General features: G+C 66.5%; 16 protein-coding genes and 1 pseudogene. 8 read left to right on the forward strand and 9 right to left on the reverse strand.

From position 1 onward, the window contains the following. Positions 1–21: 21 nt before the first annotated feature. Positions 22–777 (reverse strand): SDR family NAD(P)-dependent oxidoreductase, encoded by a 756-nt coding sequence (locus tag CAL12_RS10670; RefSeq protein ID WP_086064452.1) that lies wholly within the window; start codon positions 775–777, stop codon positions 22–24. Positions 778–823: 46 nt separating this feature from the next. Then, positions 824–1,381 (reverse strand): type 1 glutamine amidotransferase domain-containing protein, encoded by a 558-nt coding sequence (locus CAL12_RS10675; protein ID WP_086064453.1) that lies wholly within the window; start codon positions 1,379–1,381, stop codon positions 824–826. A gap of 116 nt (positions 1,382–1,497) precedes the next feature. On the opposite strand from CAL12_RS10675, the gene CAL12_RS10680 reads away from it, so the two are divergent. From CAL12_RS10680 to CAL12_RS10690, 3 genes are all read left to right on the forward strand, one after another. Continuing rightward, complete coding sequence (locus tag CAL12_RS10680; protein ID WP_086064454.1) at positions 1,498–2,403, forward strand: LysR substrate-binding domain-containing protein; 906 nt, start codon at positions 1,498–1,500, stop codon at positions 2,401–2,403. Positions 2,404–2,550: 147 nt separating this feature from the next. Next, positions 2,551–2,910, forward strand: coding sequence for a hypothetical protein (locus CAL12_RS10685; RefSeq protein WP_086064455.1), 360 nt, complete (start codon positions 2,551–2,553; stop codon positions 2,908–2,910). Beyond that, positions 2,910–3,542, forward strand: coding sequence for an AAA family ATPase (locus CAL12_RS10690; protein ID WP_086064456.1), 633 nt, complete (start codon positions 2,910–2,912; stop codon positions 3,540–3,542). Before CAL12_RS10685 ends, CAL12_RS10690 begins: the two co-directional genes overlap by 1 nt. On the opposite strand, the gene CAL12_RS10695 is transcribed toward CAL12_RS10690, so the two are convergent. Continuing rightward, positions 3,539–4,501, reverse strand: coding sequence for a GlxA family transcriptional regulator (locus CAL12_RS10695; RefSeq protein ID WP_086064457.1), 963 nt, complete (start codon positions 4,499–4,501; stop codon positions 3,539–3,541). The two genes, CAL12_RS10690 and CAL12_RS10695, sit on opposite strands and share 4 nt — an antisense overlap. A 137-nt stretch (positions 4,502–4,638) precedes the next feature. Here CAL12_RS10695 and CAL12_RS10700 point away from each other — a divergent pair, with 137 nt between their 5' ends. Further along, entirely contained in the window at positions 4,639–4,971 is a 333-nt protein-coding gene (locus CAL12_RS10700) for a DUF3817 domain-containing protein (RefSeq protein WP_086064458.1), read from the forward strand. Beyond that, the gene (locus CAL12_RS10705; RefSeq protein WP_086064459.1) at positions 4,968–5,411 is read left to right on the forward strand and encodes a CopD family protein; all 444 of its coding nucleotides are present in this window, start codon (positions 4,968–4,970) and stop codon (positions 5,409–5,411) included. The genes CAL12_RS10700 and CAL12_RS10705 overlap by 4 nt, the downstream gene beginning before the upstream one ends. Positions 5,412–5,441: 30 nt before the next feature. Here the strand turns inward: CAL12_RS10705 and CAL12_RS10710 are convergent, their stop codons facing one another. Next, positions 5,442–6,395: a LysR family transcriptional regulator gene (locus CAL12_RS10710; protein ID WP_086064460.1), complete on the reverse strand. Its 954-nt coding sequence runs from the start codon at positions 6,393–6,395 to the stop codon at positions 5,442–5,444. Positions 6,396–6,514: 119 nt separating this feature from the next. Here CAL12_RS10710 and CAL12_RS10715 point away from each other — a divergent pair, with 119 nt between their 5' ends. Further along, the gene (locus CAL12_RS10715) at positions 6,515–7,999 is read left to right on the forward strand and encodes a M81 family metallopeptidase (protein WP_086064461.1); all 1,485 of its coding nucleotides are present in this window, start codon (positions 6,515–6,517) and stop codon (positions 7,997–7,999) included. A gap of 23 nt (positions 8,000–8,022) precedes the next feature. Then, the gene (locus CAL12_RS10720) at positions 8,023–9,000 is read left to right on the forward strand and encodes a Bug family tripartite tricarboxylate transporter substrate binding protein (protein ID WP_157792955.1); all 978 of its coding nucleotides are present in this window, start codon (positions 8,023–8,025) and stop codon (positions 8,998–9,000) included. A gap of 73 nt (positions 9,001–9,073) precedes the next feature. Here CAL12_RS10720 and CAL12_RS28415 read toward each other — a convergent pair whose 3' ends face one another. From CAL12_RS28415 to CAL12_RS10740, 5 genes and pseudogenes are all read right to left on the reverse strand, one after another. Beyond that, entirely contained in the window at positions 9,074–9,778 is a 705-nt protein-coding gene (locus CAL12_RS28415; protein WP_232464859.1) for an ABC transporter ATP-binding protein, read from the reverse strand. Positions 9,779–9,901: 123 nt separating this feature from the next. Continuing rightward, a pseudogene (locus tag CAL12_RS28420) lies at positions 9,902–10,651 on the reverse strand (ABC transporter ATP-binding protein); the annotation flags it as partial. Further along, the gene (locus CAL12_RS10730) at positions 10,648–12,591 is read right to left on the reverse strand and encodes an ABC transporter permease (protein ID WP_086064464.1); all 1,944 of its coding nucleotides are present in this window, start codon (positions 12,589–12,591) and stop codon (positions 10,648–10,650) included. The pseudogene CAL12_RS28420 and the gene CAL12_RS10730, both read right to left, overlap by 4 nt. Beyond that, positions 12,591–13,847, reverse strand: coding sequence for an ABC transporter substrate-binding protein (locus CAL12_RS10735; RefSeq protein WP_086064465.1), 1,257 nt, complete (start codon positions 13,845–13,847; stop codon positions 12,591–12,593). Before CAL12_RS10735 ends, CAL12_RS10730 begins: the two co-directional genes overlap by 1 nt. Before the next feature lie 140 nt (positions 13,848–13,987). Further along, complete coding sequence (locus tag CAL12_RS10740; RefSeq protein WP_086064466.1) at positions 13,988–18,562, reverse strand: DEAD/DEAH box helicase; 4,575 nt, start codon at positions 18,560–18,562, stop codon at positions 13,988–13,990. Between the two features lie 74 nt (positions 18,563–18,636). Here CAL12_RS10740 and CAL12_RS10745 point away from each other — a divergent pair, with 74 nt between their 5' ends. After that, the gene (locus CAL12_RS10745; RefSeq protein WP_086064467.1) at positions 18,637–19,533 is read left to right on the forward strand and encodes a LysR family transcriptional regulator; all 897 of its coding nucleotides are present in this window, start codon (positions 18,637–18,639) and stop codon (positions 19,531–19,533) included. Positions 19,534–19,554 lie beyond the last annotated feature (21 nt).

Below are 19,554 nucleotides of genomic sequence, written 5' to 3' on the forward strand. Positions count from 1 at the left end.
TTCGCCTGGCTGGCGCCGATCTCAGATCACCTGGCCGCCGGAGACTTCGATGCGCTGCGCCGTGATCCAGCGGTTGTCTTCGGACAGCAGGCTGGCGATCATCGGGCCGATGTCGTCCGGCACGCCGACCCGGCCCAAGGCGATCATGTTGGCGAACTGCGCGTTCAGGTCAGGCATGTCGCGCACCGCGCCGCCCAGGAAGTCGGTTTCTATCGCGCCGGGGGCGACCGTGTTCACCGCGATGCCGCGGCTGCCCAGTTCCTTGGCCATGTAGACCGTCAGGATTTCGATGGCGCCCTTGGCGGCGGAATAGGCCGAGAAACCCGGATAGGAGACGCGCGTCAGCCCGGACGAGTAATTGACGATCCTGCCGCCGTCCGCCAGAAGGGGAAGCAGCGCCTGCGTCAGGAAGAAAACCCCCTTGACGTGCACGTTGAACAATCCGTCGAACTGTTCTTCCGTGGTGTCGGCGAATGCCGCCATCTCGCCGTGTCCTGCGTTGTTGACGAGATGGTCGAACGTGTCGCGGGACCATTGCCGGGCGAGTATGCCGCGCAGGGTTTCGGCGAAGGCCTTGAAGCTCGACACATCGGCGACATCCAGGCGCAGCGCTGCCGCCTTGCGGCCCATGGCCTGGATCTGGTCGACCACGGCCTGCGCTTCCGCTTCGCCGCTGCGATAGGTCACGATGACGTCGCCGCCGTGGCGGGCGATGCTCAAGGCCGCATTGCGGCCCAGGCCGCGGCTGGCGCCGGTGATGAGGGCTATCTTGTTCATGTGTTTCTCCAATTCGGTTGTTGAGGGTGGTAATGGCGCCTGGTGCTCACGCATCCAGGGCCGTGACGATGGCGGCCGCGAATGCCGGAATGTCGGCGGGCATGCGGCTGGTGATGAGCCGGCCGTCCACGACCACCGGTTCGTCGATGACCGTGGCGCCGGCGTTGGACATGTCGCGGCGCAGGGAATACCAGCCGGTCGCGCGCCGGCCTTGCAGGGCATCGGCCTCCACCAGCATCCATGGGGCGTGGCAGATGGCGGCGACGGTCTTGTCCTCGTCGATAAAGCGCTTGACGATCTCCACGGCTGCTGGAACCATCCGCAGCGTGTCGGGATTGCTCAGTCCGCCGGGGAGCACCAGCGCGTCGTAGTCGTCGACGGCCACGTCCTCCAGCAGATGGTCGGGCGTGATGGCTCGCGTCGAATCCTTCGAGGCGCCCGCCTGCTCGTCCCACACGACGCCGGTGATGGGGGTACGGCTGGGTGAGGCGAGCGAGACCTTGGCGCCCGCGTCCAGCAGCGCCTGCCTGACGTCGAACAGTTCGGATTCTTCGTAGCCGTGGGTCGCCATCATCAGGACACGGCGGGACTGGATCTGTTTCATGGGGATTTCCTTGTCGGCTTGGTGTTCGGGTCGGTGATGCGTAATCTATCGGCCGGCCGCTCACATGAAAAAGACTTTGTTTATCTGCCACCGATACATGCGGAGTATGGGGACCCATGGAACTGCGTCATCTACGCTATTTCGTCGCCGTCGCCGAAGAAGGCAACGTCACGACGGCCGCCTTGCGGCGCCTGCATACGGCGCAGCCTTCGCTCAGCCGGCAGTTGAAGGACTTGGAAGAGGAGGTCGGCGCCGATCTGTTGATCCGGAATGCCCGGGGCGTCGAACTCACGCCCGCTGGTGTGGCCTTCCTGGAGCAGGCGCGACTGGCATTGAGCCACGCCGCCGAGGCCGTGGCGGCCGCGCGGCGCGCGGCGCGGCCGCCCAAAGAAAGCTTCACCGTGGGTTTTCTTACGGGGCAGGAAGTCGATTGGCTGCCCGGCATCACCGAGGTGCTGCGCGACGAGCTGCCCAAGCTGGAATTCAAGGTGACCAGCCTGCAATCGCCCGCGCTGGCCGATGCCTTGCAGCGCGGAGAGGTCGATGCCGGCATATTGCGCGTGGAGCCCCGGCCGGACCTGCGCTATGAAGTCGTGGCCCAGGAGCCCTTGCTGGTGATCATGCCCAGCGGACATCGCCTGGCCAGCCAGGGCGAGATCGATCCCAGCGATCTGGCCGGCGAAACTTTCATCGGCTATTCCGACGTGCCGCACGTGCTGCGCGACGCGGTCGCCGTCTACCTGGCCAAGCATGGAGTGGCGATCCATCCGCGCTACAAGCTGGACGACTACGGCACGGGCCTGACGCTGGTGACCTCCACCGGGGGAATTACCTTGCTGCCCGCGTATGTGGAACCGCTGCTGCCGTGGTCCGTGGTCGGCAGGCGGTTGAAGGGCGTGCAGCCGACGATAGACATCGCGCTGGGCTATCGCGCCGACAATTCGTCGCCGGCGCTGGGGACGCTGCTGGCCAACCTTACACAGTTGAAGGTGTGGGGGCCCAGAGGCGCGCGACGGAAGTAGGCGGGTAAACGCTTCCGCACATCATAGGCGCGACCCGCAGGCCATCCAGGCTTGGAATCGCCCGGAAATCATCGAGCTGGAACCGGGGTCTCATGGACAAATGGGGAAATTTGGGTAAAATGGCCTAAATTCCGTATGGAGCCCGCCATGGCCGCCCATTCCCGCGCCGCACAGACCTTGGATACCTTGCCGGTCACCCCCGCTTCCGCCGTAAAAAAGGACGGCTGGCGCGGCATGATGCGAACGCTGGCTTCCACCGGCAAGCTGGTGGTCACGAACCACAACCACCCGGAAGCCGTCATCCTGTCCACGGCCGAATATACCAAGCTGGTCGAGGCGGCCGCGGCGTTCGAACAGACCGCTCCCGACCCTCTGGCCGACCTGCGCCGCAAGTTCGACGAGCGGCTGGCGGCACTCGATGAACCCGATGCGGGCGACCGCCTCCGTGCCCTTATGACGGGTCCGCCCAAGCTCAAGGGCAAGGTGAAAGCCGGATCCACGTATTGATGTCCAGGCCTGTTTTATATGTCCTGGCGGGCATCAACGGCGCCGGGAAGAGTTCTATCGGCGGGCATTTGTTGACTGAAGCCGGGCTTGCGTGGTTCAACCCCGACACCTTTGCGCGGGAGCTGGTGCGCCAGTCCGGTTATGAGCAGTCCGAGGCGAACATCGCCGCCTGGACCGAAGGGGTCCGGCGCCTGGACGACGCCATCGCCCGCCGTCGGACATACGCCTTCGAGACCACGCTGGGCGGCCGTACCATCGTGAAGAAGCTGATTGCCGCGGCCGCCACGCATGACGTGCTGGTCTGGTTTTGCGGCTTGCGTGACGCCGAGCAGCATATCGCTCGCGTGCGGCAACGCGTGGCCCAAGGCGGCCATGACATCCCTGAAGAACGCATACGCCAACGCTGCCGCACGTCGCTGCAGAACCTGTTGGGCTTGATGCCGCATCTCGCGCTACTGAGCGTCTATGACAACAGCGTCGACGTCGCAGTAGGCGCGGCGGTGCCGGATCCCAGGCTGGTGCTGCGCATGGAGGCTGGCCGCCGTGTGTTCCCGGCCATGATCGCGGACGCACGCCACACCCCCGACTGGGCAAAGCCGCTGGTCGAGGCCGCGTTCCAGGACGACGCCTAGCCGTTCGAGCGTTGGGCGAATCGCCGGCGGTATTCGGAAGGCGTGAGGCCTACCAGTCGCCGAAAGCGCGTGCGGAAGGTGACCGGCGAGTCGAAGCCCGCGGCCATCGCGATCTGGTCGACGGATAGGTCGCAGGTTTCAAGCAGTTCCTGGGTACGCCGAACCCGATTGGCGATCAGCCATTGGATAGGGGTTGTTCCCGTCTGTTCGCGGAAGCGGCGCGCGAAGGTACGTGGACTCATCGCGGCCCGTGCGGCCAGGGCGTCGATGTCCACCGGTTGGTCCAGATTTCGCGACATCCAATCGAGCAGCGGCGACAGGCTCACGGACGTGGCGAGCGGGACCCGCCGGATGTAGGGCGCCTGGCCGCCGTCTCGCTGCAGAGGCGCGACGGCCATGCGGGCGGACTCCGCCGCGACCGCTTGTCCATGGTGACGGCCGACCAGATAGAGGCACATGTCCAGGCCCGCGGACGAACCGGCGGATGTGACGATGTCGCCTTCGTCGACATATAGGACGTTGGCGTCGACGGTGACTTCAGGGAAACGTCGCGCAAGCTCGTCAGCCGCCGCCCAATGGGTGGTGGCGCGCTTGCTATCGAGCAGGCCGGCGGAGGCGAGGACGAAAGCGCCGGTACAGATGGATGCGATCAACGCGCCACGCGCGCTGGCCGATCGCAGCGCGTTCTGGACAGCGCGAGAGGGAAGCCTATCGATGTCCTCGATGCCGGGCACGATGACGATGTCGACCCTGTCGAGCTCCGCCAGGCGTGCGGGCGCTTGCAGCGTGAAGACGCCGGCGTCTATCCGTGCCGCTTCGCCGCAGACACGCACCTGATACGCCGGCTGGCCATTCGGCAGCAGCGCGCGGGAGAAGACATCGCACGCGATCCCCAGGTCGAATGGAATTACGCCATCCATGGCCAGGATGCCTACTGTTCTCTGACGGGTCTTCTTCATTTTCGCGGCGCGTCCGGTTGCATCGAGGCATCTTATCAGCGATGGCAGTATCCAATCATATTTTGTCGTTTCTGCCACTCACGGAGTGGCGCGCCAGGACGGTATAAATGTTCCCGTTTCAGTGGAGTCCTAACGCGATGACCGAGAAAACGGCCTTGTCGACCCAGCTTCGCACCATAAAAGTCGTGTCTCTGGCCGAAGGCACGACGCTGCTACTGCTCGTGGCGATTGCAGTACCGCTGAAATACGCCTATGGCTGGCCGCAAGCCGTGCGAGCCATGGGCCCCATACATGGCATGGCGTTCCTCTGCTACCTGTGGATCGTCGTGCAGGCCGCGACCGAGGGCAACTGGCGCAAGGCGGACGCCATCCGGGCGATTGCCCTGGCCTTCGTGCCATTCGGCGCATTCGCCAATGCCCGATTCCTGGCGCGCAGGGTGGCCGAAGACAGGCGAGGCGCGGCCCGATGAGCCTGGTCACGCTCTATCCATGGATCAAGGCCCTGCATGTGGCGGCGGCGCTCGTATTCGTTGCGGGCGTCCTGGCGACGAGCGCCTTTCTCAGGTTCAACAAGGGCGAGGCGCAGCAGGTCGCAGCCAACGCCGCGGCTTTCCGGCGATGGGATCGCGGCGTGACCATTCCGGCCATGTTCCTGGTGTGGGCGCTGGGCATCGAACTGGCGATGACGGGACGTTGGACCGGCGCGGGCTGGCTGGTCGTGAAGGCTTGCCTGGTGGTCGTTCTGTCGGCAGTCCACGGCGCCCAGGTGGGCAAGCTCAGGCGCATGAGCCAGGGCGCGGATGCGGGTGTGGCGGCTGCGGCGGGTGGGGCCGGTGTGGCGGGTGCGCCCTGGCTGGTGCTCGCGGCCGTTACGGTAATCGCAATCCTTGTCGTGGTGAAGCCATTTTGACGTTCGGTGGACCTGCCCTGTCATTCGGCCTCAATGACTGACTTCGCCCAGGGGTATGTCGGACATCAGTCCGCGTATCGCGTCCCGCAGCCACGCATGTGCCTGGGATGCGTCCCAACGGCGGTGCCATGACATGTTGTAGCGGACCGGCGGCGCATCGAAGTCGAATTGCACGACGTCCAAGGGAAAGGTCTGCGAGATGAACCGCGCCAATTGCAGCGGCAGCGCCAACGCATAATCGGTCCGCATGATGACGAATGGCGCGATGCTGATGTTGGAGAGATACGATCCCAGCTTGCGCCGCAGGCCCTGCTGCTGCAGCCAGCGGTCCATGTTGTTCCTGTCGCGAGTCTCGTAGCTGCTCAGCGTCACGAAGGACAATTCGCAGAACCGGTCCAGGTCGATTGGCCCGGCGCCGACGGGATGGCCGCGCCTGACCACGCAGGCGCGCCGATCCGTCGAAAGCGGAATGCGTACGACTTTCTCCATGCCCTGGGGCATTTCGCCGACTTCGACATCGACGATCAGGTCGATGCCCAGGTTGTCCAGCTCGAGCGCGGTCGGGGTTGGGCTGGGCGGTGCATTGAACATGATCTTGACCCCAGGGGCGTGCGTCGCGCACCAGGCGATCAGCGCCGGTGCGAGTACCCATTCCACCATGTTGCTGCAGGCGATGCGGAAGGTGCGGGTCGAGGCCGCGGGATCGAACACCCGGCTTTCCTCGATCGCGAAGCGCATCGACGCCAACGCCTCGCGTATAGGTTCCCGCAGGCCGAGGGCACGGTCCGTCAGCTCGAAGCTGCGGCCGTTGCTGAGGAACAGCGGGTCTCCAAAAATATGCCGCAGCTCCGCGAGTTTCCGGCTGACTCCAGGCTGCGTCATGTTCAGCAGTTCCGCGGCGCGTGTCGCGTTCCGCACCGAAGACAGGACTTCAAAGACGATCAACAGGTTCAGGTTGACTCGTCGAAGCGAAGACACGTCCATTTGGCATCGCCCCTTTCGGCATCGCCGCCATACCAGATTCGATATGCCGGCATGAGCAGTCTTTATTGGATTGTCGAAACCCGGGTACCTAACATCGAGCTCCTGAACAAGGAGTATTCATGGCGCTCAGGATATTGTCTGCACAAATTTCGCACGAGACAAACACTTTCTCCACGACTCCCACGACATTGGAATCCTTCCGGCTCCGGACGTTCTGGCTCGGCGCCGACGTTGCGCGGAACATGCGAGGAACCAAGACCGAACTCGGGGCGCATATCGACGCCGCCGAAAAATACGGTTGGGAGCTGGTTCAACCGATCATCGCGCACGCCACGCCCGCGGGGAGAGTCACGAAAGCAACCTGGGAATTTTTCGTCAAGACCATCTGCGAGGCCGCGGAAGGCGTTGACGGCGTCCTGCTCGCCCTGCATGGCGCGATGGTGGTCGAGGACATCGACGATGCCGAAGGGGAATTGCTTTCCATCCTGCGCAGACAGTTGGGAGACAGCGTGCCCGTGTCCGTCAGCCTCGATATGCACGCCAACGTGTCCCAGCGCATGGCCGATCTGTCGAACGCCATCGTGACGTACCGCACCTATCCCCACGTCGATCACTATCCCACCGGGCTGCTCGCCGCGGAATTGCTGGACCGGATGCTCAGTACCGGAGAGAGATTCCAGGTCGCCTACCTGCAGCCCGCCACGCTGGACGGATGCGATTTCGGCCGCACCCACGCCGACGCGACGGTGATGCCGTCGTTGCTGGCGCAAGCCGACGCGATACAGGCCGCATCCCCCGACATCCAGGCGATAGCGGTTTGCGCCGGCTTTCCCTGGTCCGATATCGAGTCGGTCGGGCCTTCCGTGTGCGTGACCGGTAGGGGCGGCGTGGACGCCCTGAAAGCGCTCGCGACGCCGATCGCGGACGGCATCTGGGCGACCAGACATATGCGCAGCGTGCGGTATGCCAGCATCGAGGAGGCGGTCGATCAGGCCAGTCGCGCGCCGGAGGGTGGCCCGCCCCTGGTCATCGGCGACGCCACCGACAATCCGGGCCAGGGCGCGCCTGGCAACAATGTGGCCTTGCTCGAAGCCTTCCTGGCCGCCGGCATCGCGGGCGTCGCCGTGGCCTGCGTTTCGGATCCGGCGGCCGCCCGTGCCTGTATCGCCGCCGGCGAGGGCAGTACGGTGACATTGGAACTGGGATCGCTTTCGGGCCAGCGCCGCGTACCGCTGAAGGTGACGGGCACCGTCACGCTGACGAATGAGGATGCCCGTTTCGTCATCAGCGGCACCATGCGCAAGGGGCTGGAGATGTCGCTCGGGGCCACCGCCGTACTGCAGGTGGAGGGGATCACCGTGATCATCGCGACGGCGAATCTGCAGGTGATCGATCTGGAAATCCTGCGCTGCGTCGGCCTGCGGCCGGAAGGCTTCCGAGTCCTGGTCGTCAAGTCACAGCAGCACTTCCGCAACGCGTTCACGCCCATCGCGTCGTCGGTCATGATCGTGGATGCGAAGGGCGCGGTTTCGCCCGATCTGACGCACCTTGACTACAAGAATACGCGCAGGCCGATCTGGCCGCTTGATTCATTCTCGGAATGAAAGAGGAAAAGATGCTTAAGGGTTTGCTTCGTTCCAATCGGAAAGTCGGGGTCCTGGTATTCGCGCTGTTGGGGTTGCTTGCCACGCCCTTGGCCACGGCGCAGAACTTTCCTTCCAGGCCGATCACGATCTACACCGGCTTTCCGCCTGGGGGCGGCAATGACGCCGTGGCGCGGGTCATCGGCGAGCAATTGAGCAAGACGCTGAAGCAGTCGGTGATCGTCGACAGCAAGATAGGGGCTGGAGGAGAGATCGCCAACGCATTCGTCGGCCGGGCGGCGCCCGACGGGTATACCTTGTTCCTCGCGGGAAACGGCTCGATGTCCATCAGTCCCGTCATTCATCCTGACATACCCTACGATCCGATGAAGTTCACGCCCATCGGCATGGTGGCGACGGCTGGCGCCATCCTGGTCGCGCGGAAGGATTTCCCGTACCACACGGTGCCCGAGATCATCCAGTACGCCAAGGCCAACCCGGGGAAGTTGACGTTCGCTTCATCAGGGATCGGCGCGGCTACCCACCTGGCCGGTGAACTTTTCAACGAGATGGCGGGGATCGATATCCTGCATGTGCCTTACAAAGGGGCCTCGCAGGCAGTCACCGATGTCATAGGCGGACGCGTCGATTTCTACTACGCCGCGTCATCGGCGACGGCATCCATCAAGTCCGGGCAGCTGCGCGCGATTGCGGTCACCAGCAAGGATCGCCTGGAGAACATGCCGGACATTCCGCCGATCGGCGAATACCTGCCGGGTTATGACTTCAATTATTGGTATGCGCTTTTTGCGCCGCCTGGCACCCCGGAGTCCGTGGCGCGCACACTGGCAGAAGCGGTGGCGCAGGCACTGCAAGTGAAGACCGTGCAGCAGCAGCTTGCCGCGCTGGAGTTGCGCCCTCAGGACATGCGCGGCGCTGAGTTGCGGAACTTCGTGGCCAGTGAAATCGCGAAAACCAGGCAGATCGCCAAGGCGGCGAATATCGTCAGGGCGGCGCGGTGACGGAAACTGCGTGCTGACTTCGATGCGCCCATCCAGCGCGGTATCGACGTACCTGGCCGTGAGGCGCGATGCGTCACGGGTCCGTATCCGCCCGCGAATCTGCCCGGCCGTTGATCTCACCTTTCTCCAGCACATACTCCCTGTCCGCCACCATCTCCGCGAAGCGCGCATTTTGTTCGGACAGCAGCACGCTGGCGCCTTGCTTCTTCAATTCGATGATGGCTTGCGCCATCTGTTCGACGATGACGGGGGCGACGCCTTCGGAGGGCTCGTCCAGCAGCACCAGATAGGGATTGCCCATCAGCGTGCGGGCGACGGTCAGCATCTGCTGTTCGCCGCCGCTCATGCGGTCGCCCGCGCGGGTCCGCATGGTGGCCAGGTTGGGAAACAGGGCGTAGAGCTGGTCGGCGGTCCAACTCGGAGCCGGGTGGCCGTCGGACCATGTGCGGGACGGCTGCCGGCCGACGTGCAGGTTTTCCTCGACGGTCAGGCCGGCGAAGACGCGCCTGTCTTCCGGTACGAATCCCAGGCCCAGGCGGGCGATCTGGTGGGGCGCCTTGCGCGAGATGTCGCGGCCCATGAATTCCACATGGCCGCGGCGTTTGTCCAGCATGCCCATGATGGCTTTCAAGGTGGTCGACTTGCCCGCGCCGTTGCGGCCCATCAGGGCGACGACCTCGCCACGGCGGACTTCCAGGTCGAGGTCGAACAGGATGTGGGCGGCGCCGTACCAGGCGTTCAGGCGCCGTACGCGCAGCAGGATTTCCGTCCGCGGCACGGCTGGGGTCGCGACCGGTGCCGGCGACGTGCCAACGCCAGCGTCTGTTGCGGCGTCCTCGCCAATGCCCTCGCCGTCGGCATTCGACGCTGCCCCTTCATCGCGATCGTGCGGAGCGACAGTCTCGAACGTCGACCCTGAGCCGAAGTAGATCCGTTGCACTTCCGGGTCCGCGCGCACCGCCGCCGTGCTGCCTTGGGCGATGATCTTCCCGCGCCCCAGCACGATGACCCGGTCCGCGTGGGCGAACACCACGTCCATGCTGTGTTCGGTGAACAGCACCGCCATTCCGCGTTCGACGACCAGCCGCCGGGTCAAGGACATGAGCGCGTTGCGTTCGCCACCGGCCATGCCGGCGGTGGGCTCGTCCATCAGCAGCATCTTGGGCGCGTTCGCCAGGGCCATCGCGAGCTCGACGCGCTTGACGTCGCCATAGGCCAGTTCGCTGCAGGGGCGGTCGGCCTGGTCGGCCATGCCCACCTGGTCCAGCAGCGCCAGCGCCTCGGACCGGTAACGCGCCGCCGCCGGCTGCCATGCCGAATAGACCTGCCCGTGATACGACAGCAGCGTCATCTGCACGTTTTCGACGACGGACAGGGATGCGAAGGTCTCTGCGATCTGGAAGGTGCGGCCCACGCCCAGCCGCCAGATATCGCGTGGATGCAGGCCGGTCAGGTCCTTGCCATCCAGGATGACCGATCCCCCGGTAGGCGCGAGCTGCCCGCCGACCATGTTGAAGGTGGTGGACTTGCCGGCGCCGTTCGGGCCGATCAAGGCCACCAGTTCGCCCGGTGCGACGTCGAAATCGATGCCGTCGACCGCGGCGACGCCACCGAAATGCTTGCTCAGCGCGCGTACCCGCAGCAGGCTCATGCGGAGCTCCCGTACGAGCCCGTATCCGCCGCACGATTGGCCGCGCGGCGCCCGCGCAGCCGGTCGCCGACGACGCGGAGGTATCCGGCGATACCTTGCGGGAAGGCCAGGACCAGCAACAGGATCACGCCGCCGAGCAGGGCGCGCCAATAGTCGGTCGCGCGCATGACGTTGTCCTGCAGCCAGGTGTAGGCGGTGGCGCCGACGATGGGGCCGGCCAGCGTCTGGATGCCGCCCAGCAGCACCATGACCAGGCCGTCCACGGACTTGCCGACCGACATGACATCCGGCGCGATGCTGCCTTTGGAGAAGGCGTACAGGGCGCCTGCCAGCCCGGCGAAGAGGCCGGCGACGACGAAGGCCGCCCACTGCACACGCCGCACGTCCAGGCCGATGGCGTCGCTGCGCAACACCGAGTCGCGGCCGGCGCGCATGGCATAGCCGAAAGGCGAGTACAGCACCCGTCGCAGCAGCAGGACGCCGATGACGGTCAATGCCAGCGTCAGGTAGTAGTAGGCGTAGCCGGCCGATAGCCACGGCGCCGGCCACAGGCCGGTGATGCCATTCGATCCGCCGGTCAGCCCATCCCACTGGAAGACCACCGACCACACGATCTGGGAGAACGCCAGGGTCAGCATGGCCAGGTAGACGCCCGACAGGCGCACGCAGAACCAGCCGAAGACCAGCGCGCCCAGCGCCGCGACCAGAGGCGCACCCAGCAGGGCGGCTTCCATCGGCAGCGAGGCGCTTTTCAGCAGCAGGGCGGCGCCGTAGGCGCCGAGCCCGAAATAGGCGGCATGGCCGAAGGAGTGCATGCCGGCCGGACCCATGATGAAGTGCAGGCTGGCGGCGAACAGCACTGCCGTCAGAATGTCGGTCAGCAGCACGGTGGCATAGGGAAAGCGGTCGCCCAGCAGGGGCGTCAGGATCAGCAGCGCCAGGATGCCGGCCGCGAACCAGCGCAGGCCGCGCGACGACGGGCGCAGGGGCGCTTCGATCGGCGCCGCGCCGCGCGCCAGCACGGCGGGGCGTCCGAGCAGGCCCCAGGGCCGCACCGCCAGGACGATCGCCATGACCAGGAATTCGGCCACCAGCGTCAAGGGCGCCAGGGAAACTTCCATGCCGGCGATGCTGAACGAGCCGATGGCGATGCACAGCGCCTTGATTTCCGCGATGAGCAGCGCGGCGACATAGGCGCCGGGTATCGAGCCCATGCCGCCGACGACGACCACGACGAAGGCGTCGCCGATGATGCGCAGGTCCAGTCCCAGGCTGGCGGGTTCGCGCGGCAACTGCACCGCGCCGCCCAGGCCCGCCAGGGCCGCGCCCAGCGCGAATACGCCGGTGAACAGCCACGCCTGGTTGACGCCCAGGGCGCCCAGCATTTCCCTATCCTGTGTGGCGGCGCGCACCAGCGTGCCCCAGCGCGTGCGTGTCAGCAGCAGCCAGAGCAGGCCCAGCACGATCGGGCCGAGGGCGATCAGGACCAGGCTGTATGCCGGGAACTGCCGGCCCAGGATGGAGACGGCGCCGCCCAGCCCCGGCGCGCGCCGGCCCAGCAGGTCTTCCGGGCCCCAGATGGCCAGGACCGCGTCGTTGATCACCAGCACCAGCGCGAACGTGGCCAGCAGCTGGAACAGCTCGGGCGCGCGGTAGATGCGGCGCAGCAGCGCGATCTCGACGAGCGCGCCAAGGATGCCGATGACGGCGGCGGCCAGCACCACGCTGCCCCAGAAACCCAACGCCGTCGCGCCGTATCGTTCGGTCAGGCTGTATGCGACGTACAGGCCCACCATATACAGCGAACCGTGGGCGAAGTTGACGATGCGCGTTACGCCGAAGATCAGCGACAGGCCCGCGGCGACCAGGAACAGCGTGGATGCTTCGGCCAGGCCGTTCAGCAGCTGGACGATCAGCGCATTCAGGCTCAGGCCGGTCATCAATTCGCCGGACGCAGCTTCTTCACTTCCTCGTCCGAGGGCAGGAAATTCGCGCCGTTCATGTATTGGTAATCGACCATGACGCCCTTGCCATCCTTCTGGGCCAGCTTGCCGACGTAGGCGCCCATGGTGGATTGATGGTCGATGGCGCGGTATTCGATGGGACCGAAGGGCGTGCCGACCTTCAAGCCTTCGAAGGCGGCGACGAGTTTTTCGGTGTCGGCGCCGCCGGCTTTCTTCATGCCCGCCGCCATCGACATGACGGAGCTGTAGCCGATGATGGATCCCAGGCGCGGGTAGTCCTTGAAGCGGTCCTGGTAGGCCTTCAGGAAAGCCGTGTGTTCGGGGGTCTGGATGGAGTACCAGGGATACCCGGTGACGATCCAGCCGTTGGGGGTTTCTTCCTTCAGGGGATCCAGGTATTCCGGTTCGCCGCTCAGCAGGCTGACCACGGGCGTGTTGGGAAACAGGCCGCGGGTGTTGCCTTCGCGGACCAGCTTGGCGACGTCGGCGGCGAACAGGACGTTGAAGATGGCGTCCGGCTTGGCATCGGCCAGGGCTTGCACGACGCTGCCGGCATCGACCTTGCCGAGCGGGGTCGCCTGCTCGGCGACGAATTCGACATCGGGCTGGGCCTTTTTCATCAAGGCCTTGAACGTGGCGGCAGCCGATTGGCCGTATTCGTAGTTGGGGTAGACGATGGCCCAGCGCTTTTTGTTCAGCTTGGCGGCATCGGGCACCAGCATGGCGGTCTGCATATAGGTGGAGACGCGCAGCCGGAAGGTGTAGCGGTTGCCGTCCTGCCAGACGATCTTGTCGGTCAGCGGCTCGCTGGCCAGGAAGAACACTTTCTTCTGCTTGGCGAAGTCGGTCAGCGCCAGGCCGATATTGGACAGGAAGGATCCCATCAGCACGTCGACGCGCTCGCGCGACAGCAGTTCTTCGGCGGCACGCACGGCATCGCCGGGGTTGGCGTTGTCGTCGCGCGTGATCAGCTCCAGCTTTTTGCCGCCGATGCCGCCGGCGGCGTTGACCTGCTCGACGGCCAGCTCCATGCCCTTGCGGTACGGGTCCAGAAACGCCGGTTGCGATTTATAGCTGTTGATCTCGCCGATCTTGATGGCGCCTTGCGCGGCGGCGGGGGACGAGAACCCCAGTGAAAAGCAGGCAAGAGCGAAACCGACGAAGGCGGACGCGGCGCCGCGTGCCAGGCGATCGGCGGCGTCCCGCTGCCGCGCGGCTATTTCAATGTTCATAATTTCCCCAGATTGCAATACAGATCGATGTCGGGCAGTAAAACGACGTAGCCGACAATATAAATTGCTTTTGGGTGTTGGCGTGGCGATTTGAGAAGTATCAAAATCGATGAGAATTGCTGATACCTCAGCCTGGTCGGTCAGGCTTCTTCCGCTTCGGCGCTGTACGTTTCTCCGGCGATCAGCACGCGCAGCAATCGCTCGCGCTCGGGACCTTGCAGTGTGGGGTCGCAGACGGGCTTGCGGGCGATCCAGCTGGCGACCGGGAGGCCGTCGCGGAACAGGATGCGGTTGCCGGCCAGGGCCGGCACTTTTTCGCCGGGCAGCAGCGTGCCGCACAGGTTCAGCGGATCGATCGCCGAGATACGCACTAGGGCGCCTTCCGGCGGACGGCGGCGTATCTGACGGAGCAGGGGAATGGCTTCCGGCAGGGCGAATTGTTCGCCCGCGAGTCCGTCGACGAAGCGGCCGCCGCGGATGTCGCCGCGGGCTTCCATGCGGTGCAGGACTGGGAGCCATTCGCGCCATGGGGGCAGCCAGGCGGCTTCGCGGTCCAGCAGGCGCCAGAAGACCACGCCGTAGCGGCGCAGCAGGACGCGGGCGATGTGCTCCAGCGTGTCCGCGGGGATCGTCTGGCGGTGCGCCGGTCTGGCAGGGGCCGCTGTCCGTGGCGCGGCATCCGCCATTGCATTTGGGCCTGTACTCGTGGCGGCGGCCAGGGCCGGCATTGCTTCCTGTCGCGTGCGCCGGACCGGCGCCCAGCGGCCGGCGGCTTCCAGCGGGTCGGGCATGGCGCCGCGTCTCTTGCGGGCGGCATGGGCGGTGCGTCTGGACGCCGGCAGGAGCAGGGCGCGCAGGCCGGCAAAGCTGTCGGCGGCGATCAGGCCGGCCGCCACCAGTTCGCCCAGGACTTCTTCCAGCTGGCTGGGCAGCAGGCGTGTTTCCGCCAACAGTTCGTCGAAGAACATGGCGCCGCCGTCCAGCAGAGCCGACAGCGCCAACTGAGCGCGTGGGGTAACGTCGACGGGGGCATCCAGGTGCGGCAGGGCCTGCCAGAGGCGCAGATGGCGCCGGGGCAGGATCACCATGGGCGTCGCGCGTACCGGCCCGGCGCCTGGGCGGCTGCCGGCGGCGCGCGCCGGTGGGGACAGGCGGGTCCAGGCGATCTTGCCGGCGCGGGACAGCTCGTCCAGCCAGTCCGGCGCATAGTCGGCGATGCGGGCGGAAAGCAGTTCGCTTTCCCAGGCGCCGGCGGGCGCTTCGTAGCCTTCCAACTGGTCCAGGACGGTAGGCAGCGCGTGCGGGCCGCTCAGGCGCGCGTCGCCCGATACGTGTTGCCAATCGAACAGGAAACGCATGTAGTCCTGGCGGGAAACCGGCTCGACTTCGCTGCGCAGGCGCTTGATGGTGTAGCGGTGGATGCGGGCCAGCAGGTGCCGCTCGCACCATTCCTCGGTGGTGGCGCCGGGCGTGAAGCGGCCGCGCATGATGCTTCCTTCGGCTTCCAGCTGGGCCAGCGCAATGGCAACCGTGGATAGTGGCAAGCGCAGCAGTGCGGCGAGCGCCTCCGTGGCGATGGGCCCACTGGCGCCGAGGCGCGCCCGCACGATTTCCACCCTGGCCTTGTCGGGATCCCAGGCGCCGTCTTCCGGCAAGGGCGACAGGGCGGGTTCGGGATCCGATCCCGGGTAGGCCGCGAGCAGGGCGCCCAGGCGCTCCAGCGCCACCCAGAACGTCGTGCGCGCGGAAGGCGCCTGATCGGCGGGCCCGGCCGCGACGGTGGGTGGACTCACGGGCGGCCTCAGCCGAAGCCGGCAGGCGCGGCCGGTTTCGGCCAGGGCCTGCAGCCACGCATGCCAGTGCGCGTGCGCGTCCGCTTCATCCGCCGTGACGAAGGCCAGTTCGTTCAGCGCCTCGTGCATTTCGTCGGCGTCGCGCGGCTCTGGCCAGGCTTCCGTCCGCACGCGGTCGATGGCGTCGGCGTCCAGCGCGCCCAGATCGTCCGCGTCGGCCGGGTCGCTCCAGCGGCGCGCCATGACGGCATGCGCGCGGCGTTCTTCCAGCGGTGCGTCGTCCAGGAACGCGTAAGGCTTCGCGCTCAGTATCTCCATCGCCAGCGGCGACGGCGCCGGCAGGTCGCGCGCCAGCAGCCGGCACTCGCCCTGTTCGATACGCCGCAGTATGGCCAGCCAGCTTTCGCTGTCCATTGCTTCGTGCAGGCAATCGTCCAGCGCCTGCGCGACCAGCGGATGGTCCGGGATCTCGCGCTCCCCCTGGACGTTTTCCAGGCAGGCTGCCTGGTCCGGAAAAACCGAAGCGAGCAGATCGTCGCTGCGCATGCGCTGGATGGGAGGCGCGACCTTGCGGCCGCCGGAAAACCTCGGCAAGGCCAGCGCAAAGCCTGCCGTCCAGCGCCATCGCACGTTGAACAAGGGGGCGTCCAGCAGGGCCTGGATCAGCACCTCTTCCGCCGTGGCCGCGCGCAGATAGGTCCAGACCTCGTCGAGCGGAAAACTATGCGCGTCGGACAGCGACAGCACGATGGCGTCTTCCGTGGCGGCGGCCTGCAATTCGAAATTGAAGCGGCGGCAGAAGCGCTTGCGCAGCGCCAGGCCCCAGGCGCGGTTCACGCGGCTGCCGAAGGGCGCGTGCAGCACCAGTTGCATGCCGCCGGATTCGTCGAAGAAGCGTTCCAGGATCAGGGTGTCCTGCGTGGGCAGTTCGCCCAGCGAGGCACGTGCCCGCGCCAGGTAGTCGACGATCTGCCGGGCGGACGCGGAATCGATGCCGATTTCGGCGGCCAGCGTTTCAGATGCCCATTGCAGCGCGGCGGCACCCGTCTCGAACGCCTGCCGCGGCATCGCGCCGTTCGCTTCGGGCGCTCGCGCCTGCGCGGCATCGACCGCGCCGCCCGCCGGGCCATGCTCGAGAAGAGCATTCACCCGCGCCCGCAGGCGCGCGACGCCGGCGGACAGCTCATCGCTGCGGCCGGGCGCTTCTCCCATCCAGAACGGAATATTCGGCGGCATTCCCTGCGCGTCTTCCACGCGCACCCGCCCCGTCTCGACGCGCAAGATGCGATAGGACGTGTTCCCCAACTGGAACACATCGCCGGCCAGGCTTTCGACGGCGAAGTCCTCGTTGACCGTGCCGATGTTCAGGCCCTGCGGTTCCAGCACCACCGCGTAATCGGCGTTCTCCGGTATGGCGCCTCCGGAGGTCACCGCGGTCAGCTGGCTGCCGCGCCTGCCCCGAACGGTGCGCGCGACGGCATCGCGATGCAGATAGGTGGCGCGCTGCCCGTTACGGCCCAGGTGGCCGGTGGTCAGCATGCGCAGCACGGCATCGAAGCGTTCGCGCGGCAACTCGGCATAGGGTGCCGCCTGGCGCACCATCTCGTACAGCGCGTCTTCCTGCCACTCGCGGCACGAAACGTCCGCCACGATCTGCTGCGCCAGCACATCCAACGGTGCGCGCGGAATGTGCAGCAGGTCCAGCTCGCCGCGCCGCACGCAATCCAGCAGCGCCGCGCATTCGATCAGGTCGTCGCGCGAGGTCGGAAACAGCCGGCCCTTGGGGATCCCGCCCACATGGTGTCCCGCGCGGCCCACGCGCTGGAGCAGCGCCGAAATGCCGCGCGGCGATCCTACCTGGCAGACCAGGTCGACGTCGCCGATATCGATGCCCAGCTCCAGCGAAGCCGTCGCCACCAGCACCCGCAGCTGGCCGCGCTTCAAGCGTTGCTCGGCGTGCAGGCGGTGTTCCTTGGACAGGCTGCCGTGGTGCGCGGCCACTGCGTCGGCCCCCAGGCGCTCGGCCAGATGGCGCGCCGCGCGCTCCGCCGTACGGCGCGTGTTCACGAACACCAGCGTGGTACGGTGCGCGGTCGCCAGCGCCGCCATGCGGTCATAGAGCAAGTCCCACACATCGGTGGCCATGACGGCCTCCAGTGGCACGGGCGGCAGCTCGATCGCCAGGTCGCGCTGGCGCGTATGGCCGACGTCGACGATGGCGCAGTCCCGCGCGCGCTCGGCGCCGGCCAGGAAGCGCGCAACGGCGTCCAACGGTTTCTGCGTGGCGGACAGTCCTATGCGCGCTGGGGGCTCGGCGCAAAGCGCGTCCAGCCGCGCCAGGCTGAGGGCCAGATGGCTGCCCCGCTTGGTGCCCGCCACCGCGTGGATTTCATCGACGATCACGGTGCGCGTCGTGGCCAGCATCGCCCGCCCGCTGGTCGAGGTCAGCAGCACGTACAGCGATTCCGGCGTCGTGACGATGATGTGCGGCGGCCGCTTGCGCATGGCCGCGCGGTCCTGCTGGGTGGTGTCGCCGGTGCGCACCGCCGTCCGTATCCCGTGCTCCGGCAGGCCCATTTGCCGCAGCGCCTGGCCGATGCCGGCCAGCGGCGCTTCCAGGTTGACCTGGATGTCGTTCGACAAGGCCTTCAGCGGGGACACGTAGACCACCGCCGTTTCGTCGGGCAGTGTGCCGCCGGCCGCGATGCTGTCGCGCACCAGTTCGTCGATGGCGGCCAGGAAAGCGGTCAGGGTCTTGCCCGAACCGGTCGGTGCCGCGATCAGCACGGGGCGGCGCTCGCGGATGAGCGGCCACGCGGCTTCCTGCGCCGGGGTGGGCGATGGAAAAGCCTGTCGGAACCAGCTGGCAACGGCGGGGTGGAAGGCGTCCAGCGCAAGGGCGCCGGCGCGGACGTCGGTCATGCCTACTTATATCGGGGCGTAAAACGGGAAGTCAACCGCGGCGCGCAAGACCGTTGTCCGGCTAAGATCCCGGCATGAAGACGACCCTGGACGAAATGCAGACCTTCATCGCCGTGGTGGACACCGGCTCCATCACGGCCGCGTCGACCCATCTGGGCCAGACCGTATCCGCCATCAGCCGTGCGCTGGCCCGGCTGGAACGCAAGCTGGACACCACGCTATTGCAGCGCACGACCCGCCGGCTGGCGCTGACGCAGGAAGGGCAGCTATTCCTGGACGATGCGCGCCGCATCATCGAATCGGTGGAGGCGATGGAAGAGCAGATGGCGGTGCGCCGCCAGGTGCCCGCCGGCCTGTTGCGCGTGAATGCCGCGTCGCCTTTCATGCTGCACGTGGTGGTGCCGCTGGTCGGCGGTTTTCGCGAACGCTACCCGGAGATCACGCTGGAGTTGCACACCAGCGACCAGATCATCGATCTGCTGGAGCAGCGCACGGATATCGCCATCCGTATCGGTCCGCTGCGCGATTCGACGTTGCACGCGCGTCCCTTGGGCAGCAATGCCCTGCGGATACTGGCCAGCCCGTCCTACCTGAAGCAGCACGGCAAGCCGCGCAGCCCGGCGGACCTGGCCCGTCACAGCCTGCTGGGTTTCACGCAGCCGGATAGCCTGAACCAATGGCCGCTACGGCAGGGGGAGGAAACCTCCATGCCGATCGCGCCCACGTTGTCGGCGTCCAGCGGGGAAACCCTGCGGCAACTGGCGCTGGCCGGACAGGGCCTGGCCTGCCTGGCGGATTTCATGACCCGGGAAGATCGCCGGCGCGGTGATCTGGTGCAGGTGCTGGCGCGCGACACCGTGGAACTGCGGCAGCCGGTGCATGCGGTGTACTACCGGAACACGCAACTGGCTTCGCGCATCGCCTGCTTCCTGGACTACGTCGCCGAGCAGATGCGCGCGCAGGCGGATTGAAGGGCGGCGGGTTCGCCGCCG

This window comes from Bordetella genomosp. 8 (assembly GCF_002119685.1).
Taxonomy (GTDB): Bacteria; Pseudomonadota; Gammaproteobacteria; order Burkholderiales; family Burkholderiaceae_B; genus Bordetella_C.

What these genes read in the sequence shown, in the direction of transcription:
- CAL12_RS10670 (WP_086064452.1), bottom strand. Translation starts at nt 777, where the DNA reads ATGAACAAGATAGCCCTCATCACCGGCGCCAGCCGCGGCCTGGGCCGC.
- CAL12_RS10675 (WP_086064453.1), bottom strand. Translation starts at nt 1,381, where the DNA reads ATGAAACAGATCCAGTCCCGCCGTGTCCTGATGATGGCGACCCACGGC.
- CAL12_RS10680 (WP_086064454.1), top strand. Translation starts at nt 1,498, where the DNA reads ATGGAACTGCGTCATCTACGCTATTTCGTCGCCGTCGCCGAAGAAGGC.
- CAL12_RS10685 (WP_086064455.1), top strand. Translation starts at nt 2,551, where the DNA reads ATGGCCGCCCATTCCCGCGCCGCACAGACCTTGGATACCTTGCCGGTC.
- CAL12_RS10690 (WP_086064456.1), top strand. Translation starts at nt 2,910, where the DNA reads ATGTCCAGGCCTGTTTTATATGTCCTGGCGGGCATCAACGGCGCCGGG.
- CAL12_RS10695 (WP_086064457.1), bottom strand. Translation starts at nt 4,501, where the DNA reads ATGAAGAAGACCCGTCAGAGAACAGTAGGCATCCTGGCCATGGATGGC.
- CAL12_RS10700 (WP_086064458.1), top strand. Translation starts at nt 4,639, where the DNA reads ATGACCGAGAAAACGGCCTTGTCGACCCAGCTTCGCACCATAAAAGTC.
- CAL12_RS10705 (WP_086064459.1), top strand. Translation starts at nt 4,968, where the DNA reads ATGAGCCTGGTCACGCTCTATCCATGGATCAAGGCCCTGCATGTGGCG.
- CAL12_RS10710 (WP_086064460.1), bottom strand. Translation starts at nt 6,395, where the DNA reads ATGGACGTGTCTTCGCTTCGACGAGTCAACCTGAACCTGTTGATCGTC.
- CAL12_RS10715 (WP_086064461.1), top strand. Translation starts at nt 6,515, where the DNA reads ATGGCGCTCAGGATATTGTCTGCACAAATTTCGCACGAGACAAACACT.
- CAL12_RS10730 (WP_086064464.1), bottom strand. Translation starts at nt 12,591, where the DNA reads ATGACCGGCCTGAGCCTGAATGCGCTGATCGTCCAGCTGCTGAACGGC.
- CAL12_RS10735 (WP_086064465.1), bottom strand. Translation starts at nt 13,847, where the DNA reads ATGAACATTGAAATAGCCGCGCGGCAGCGGGACGCCGCCGATCGCCTG.
- CAL12_RS10740 (WP_086064466.1), bottom strand. Translation starts at nt 18,562, where the DNA reads ATGACCGACGTCCGCGCCGGCGCCCTTGCGCTGGACGCCTTCCACCCC.
- CAL12_RS10745 (WP_086064467.1), top strand. Translation starts at nt 18,637, where the DNA reads ATGAAGACGACCCTGGACGAAATGCAGACCTTCATCGCCGTGGTGGAC.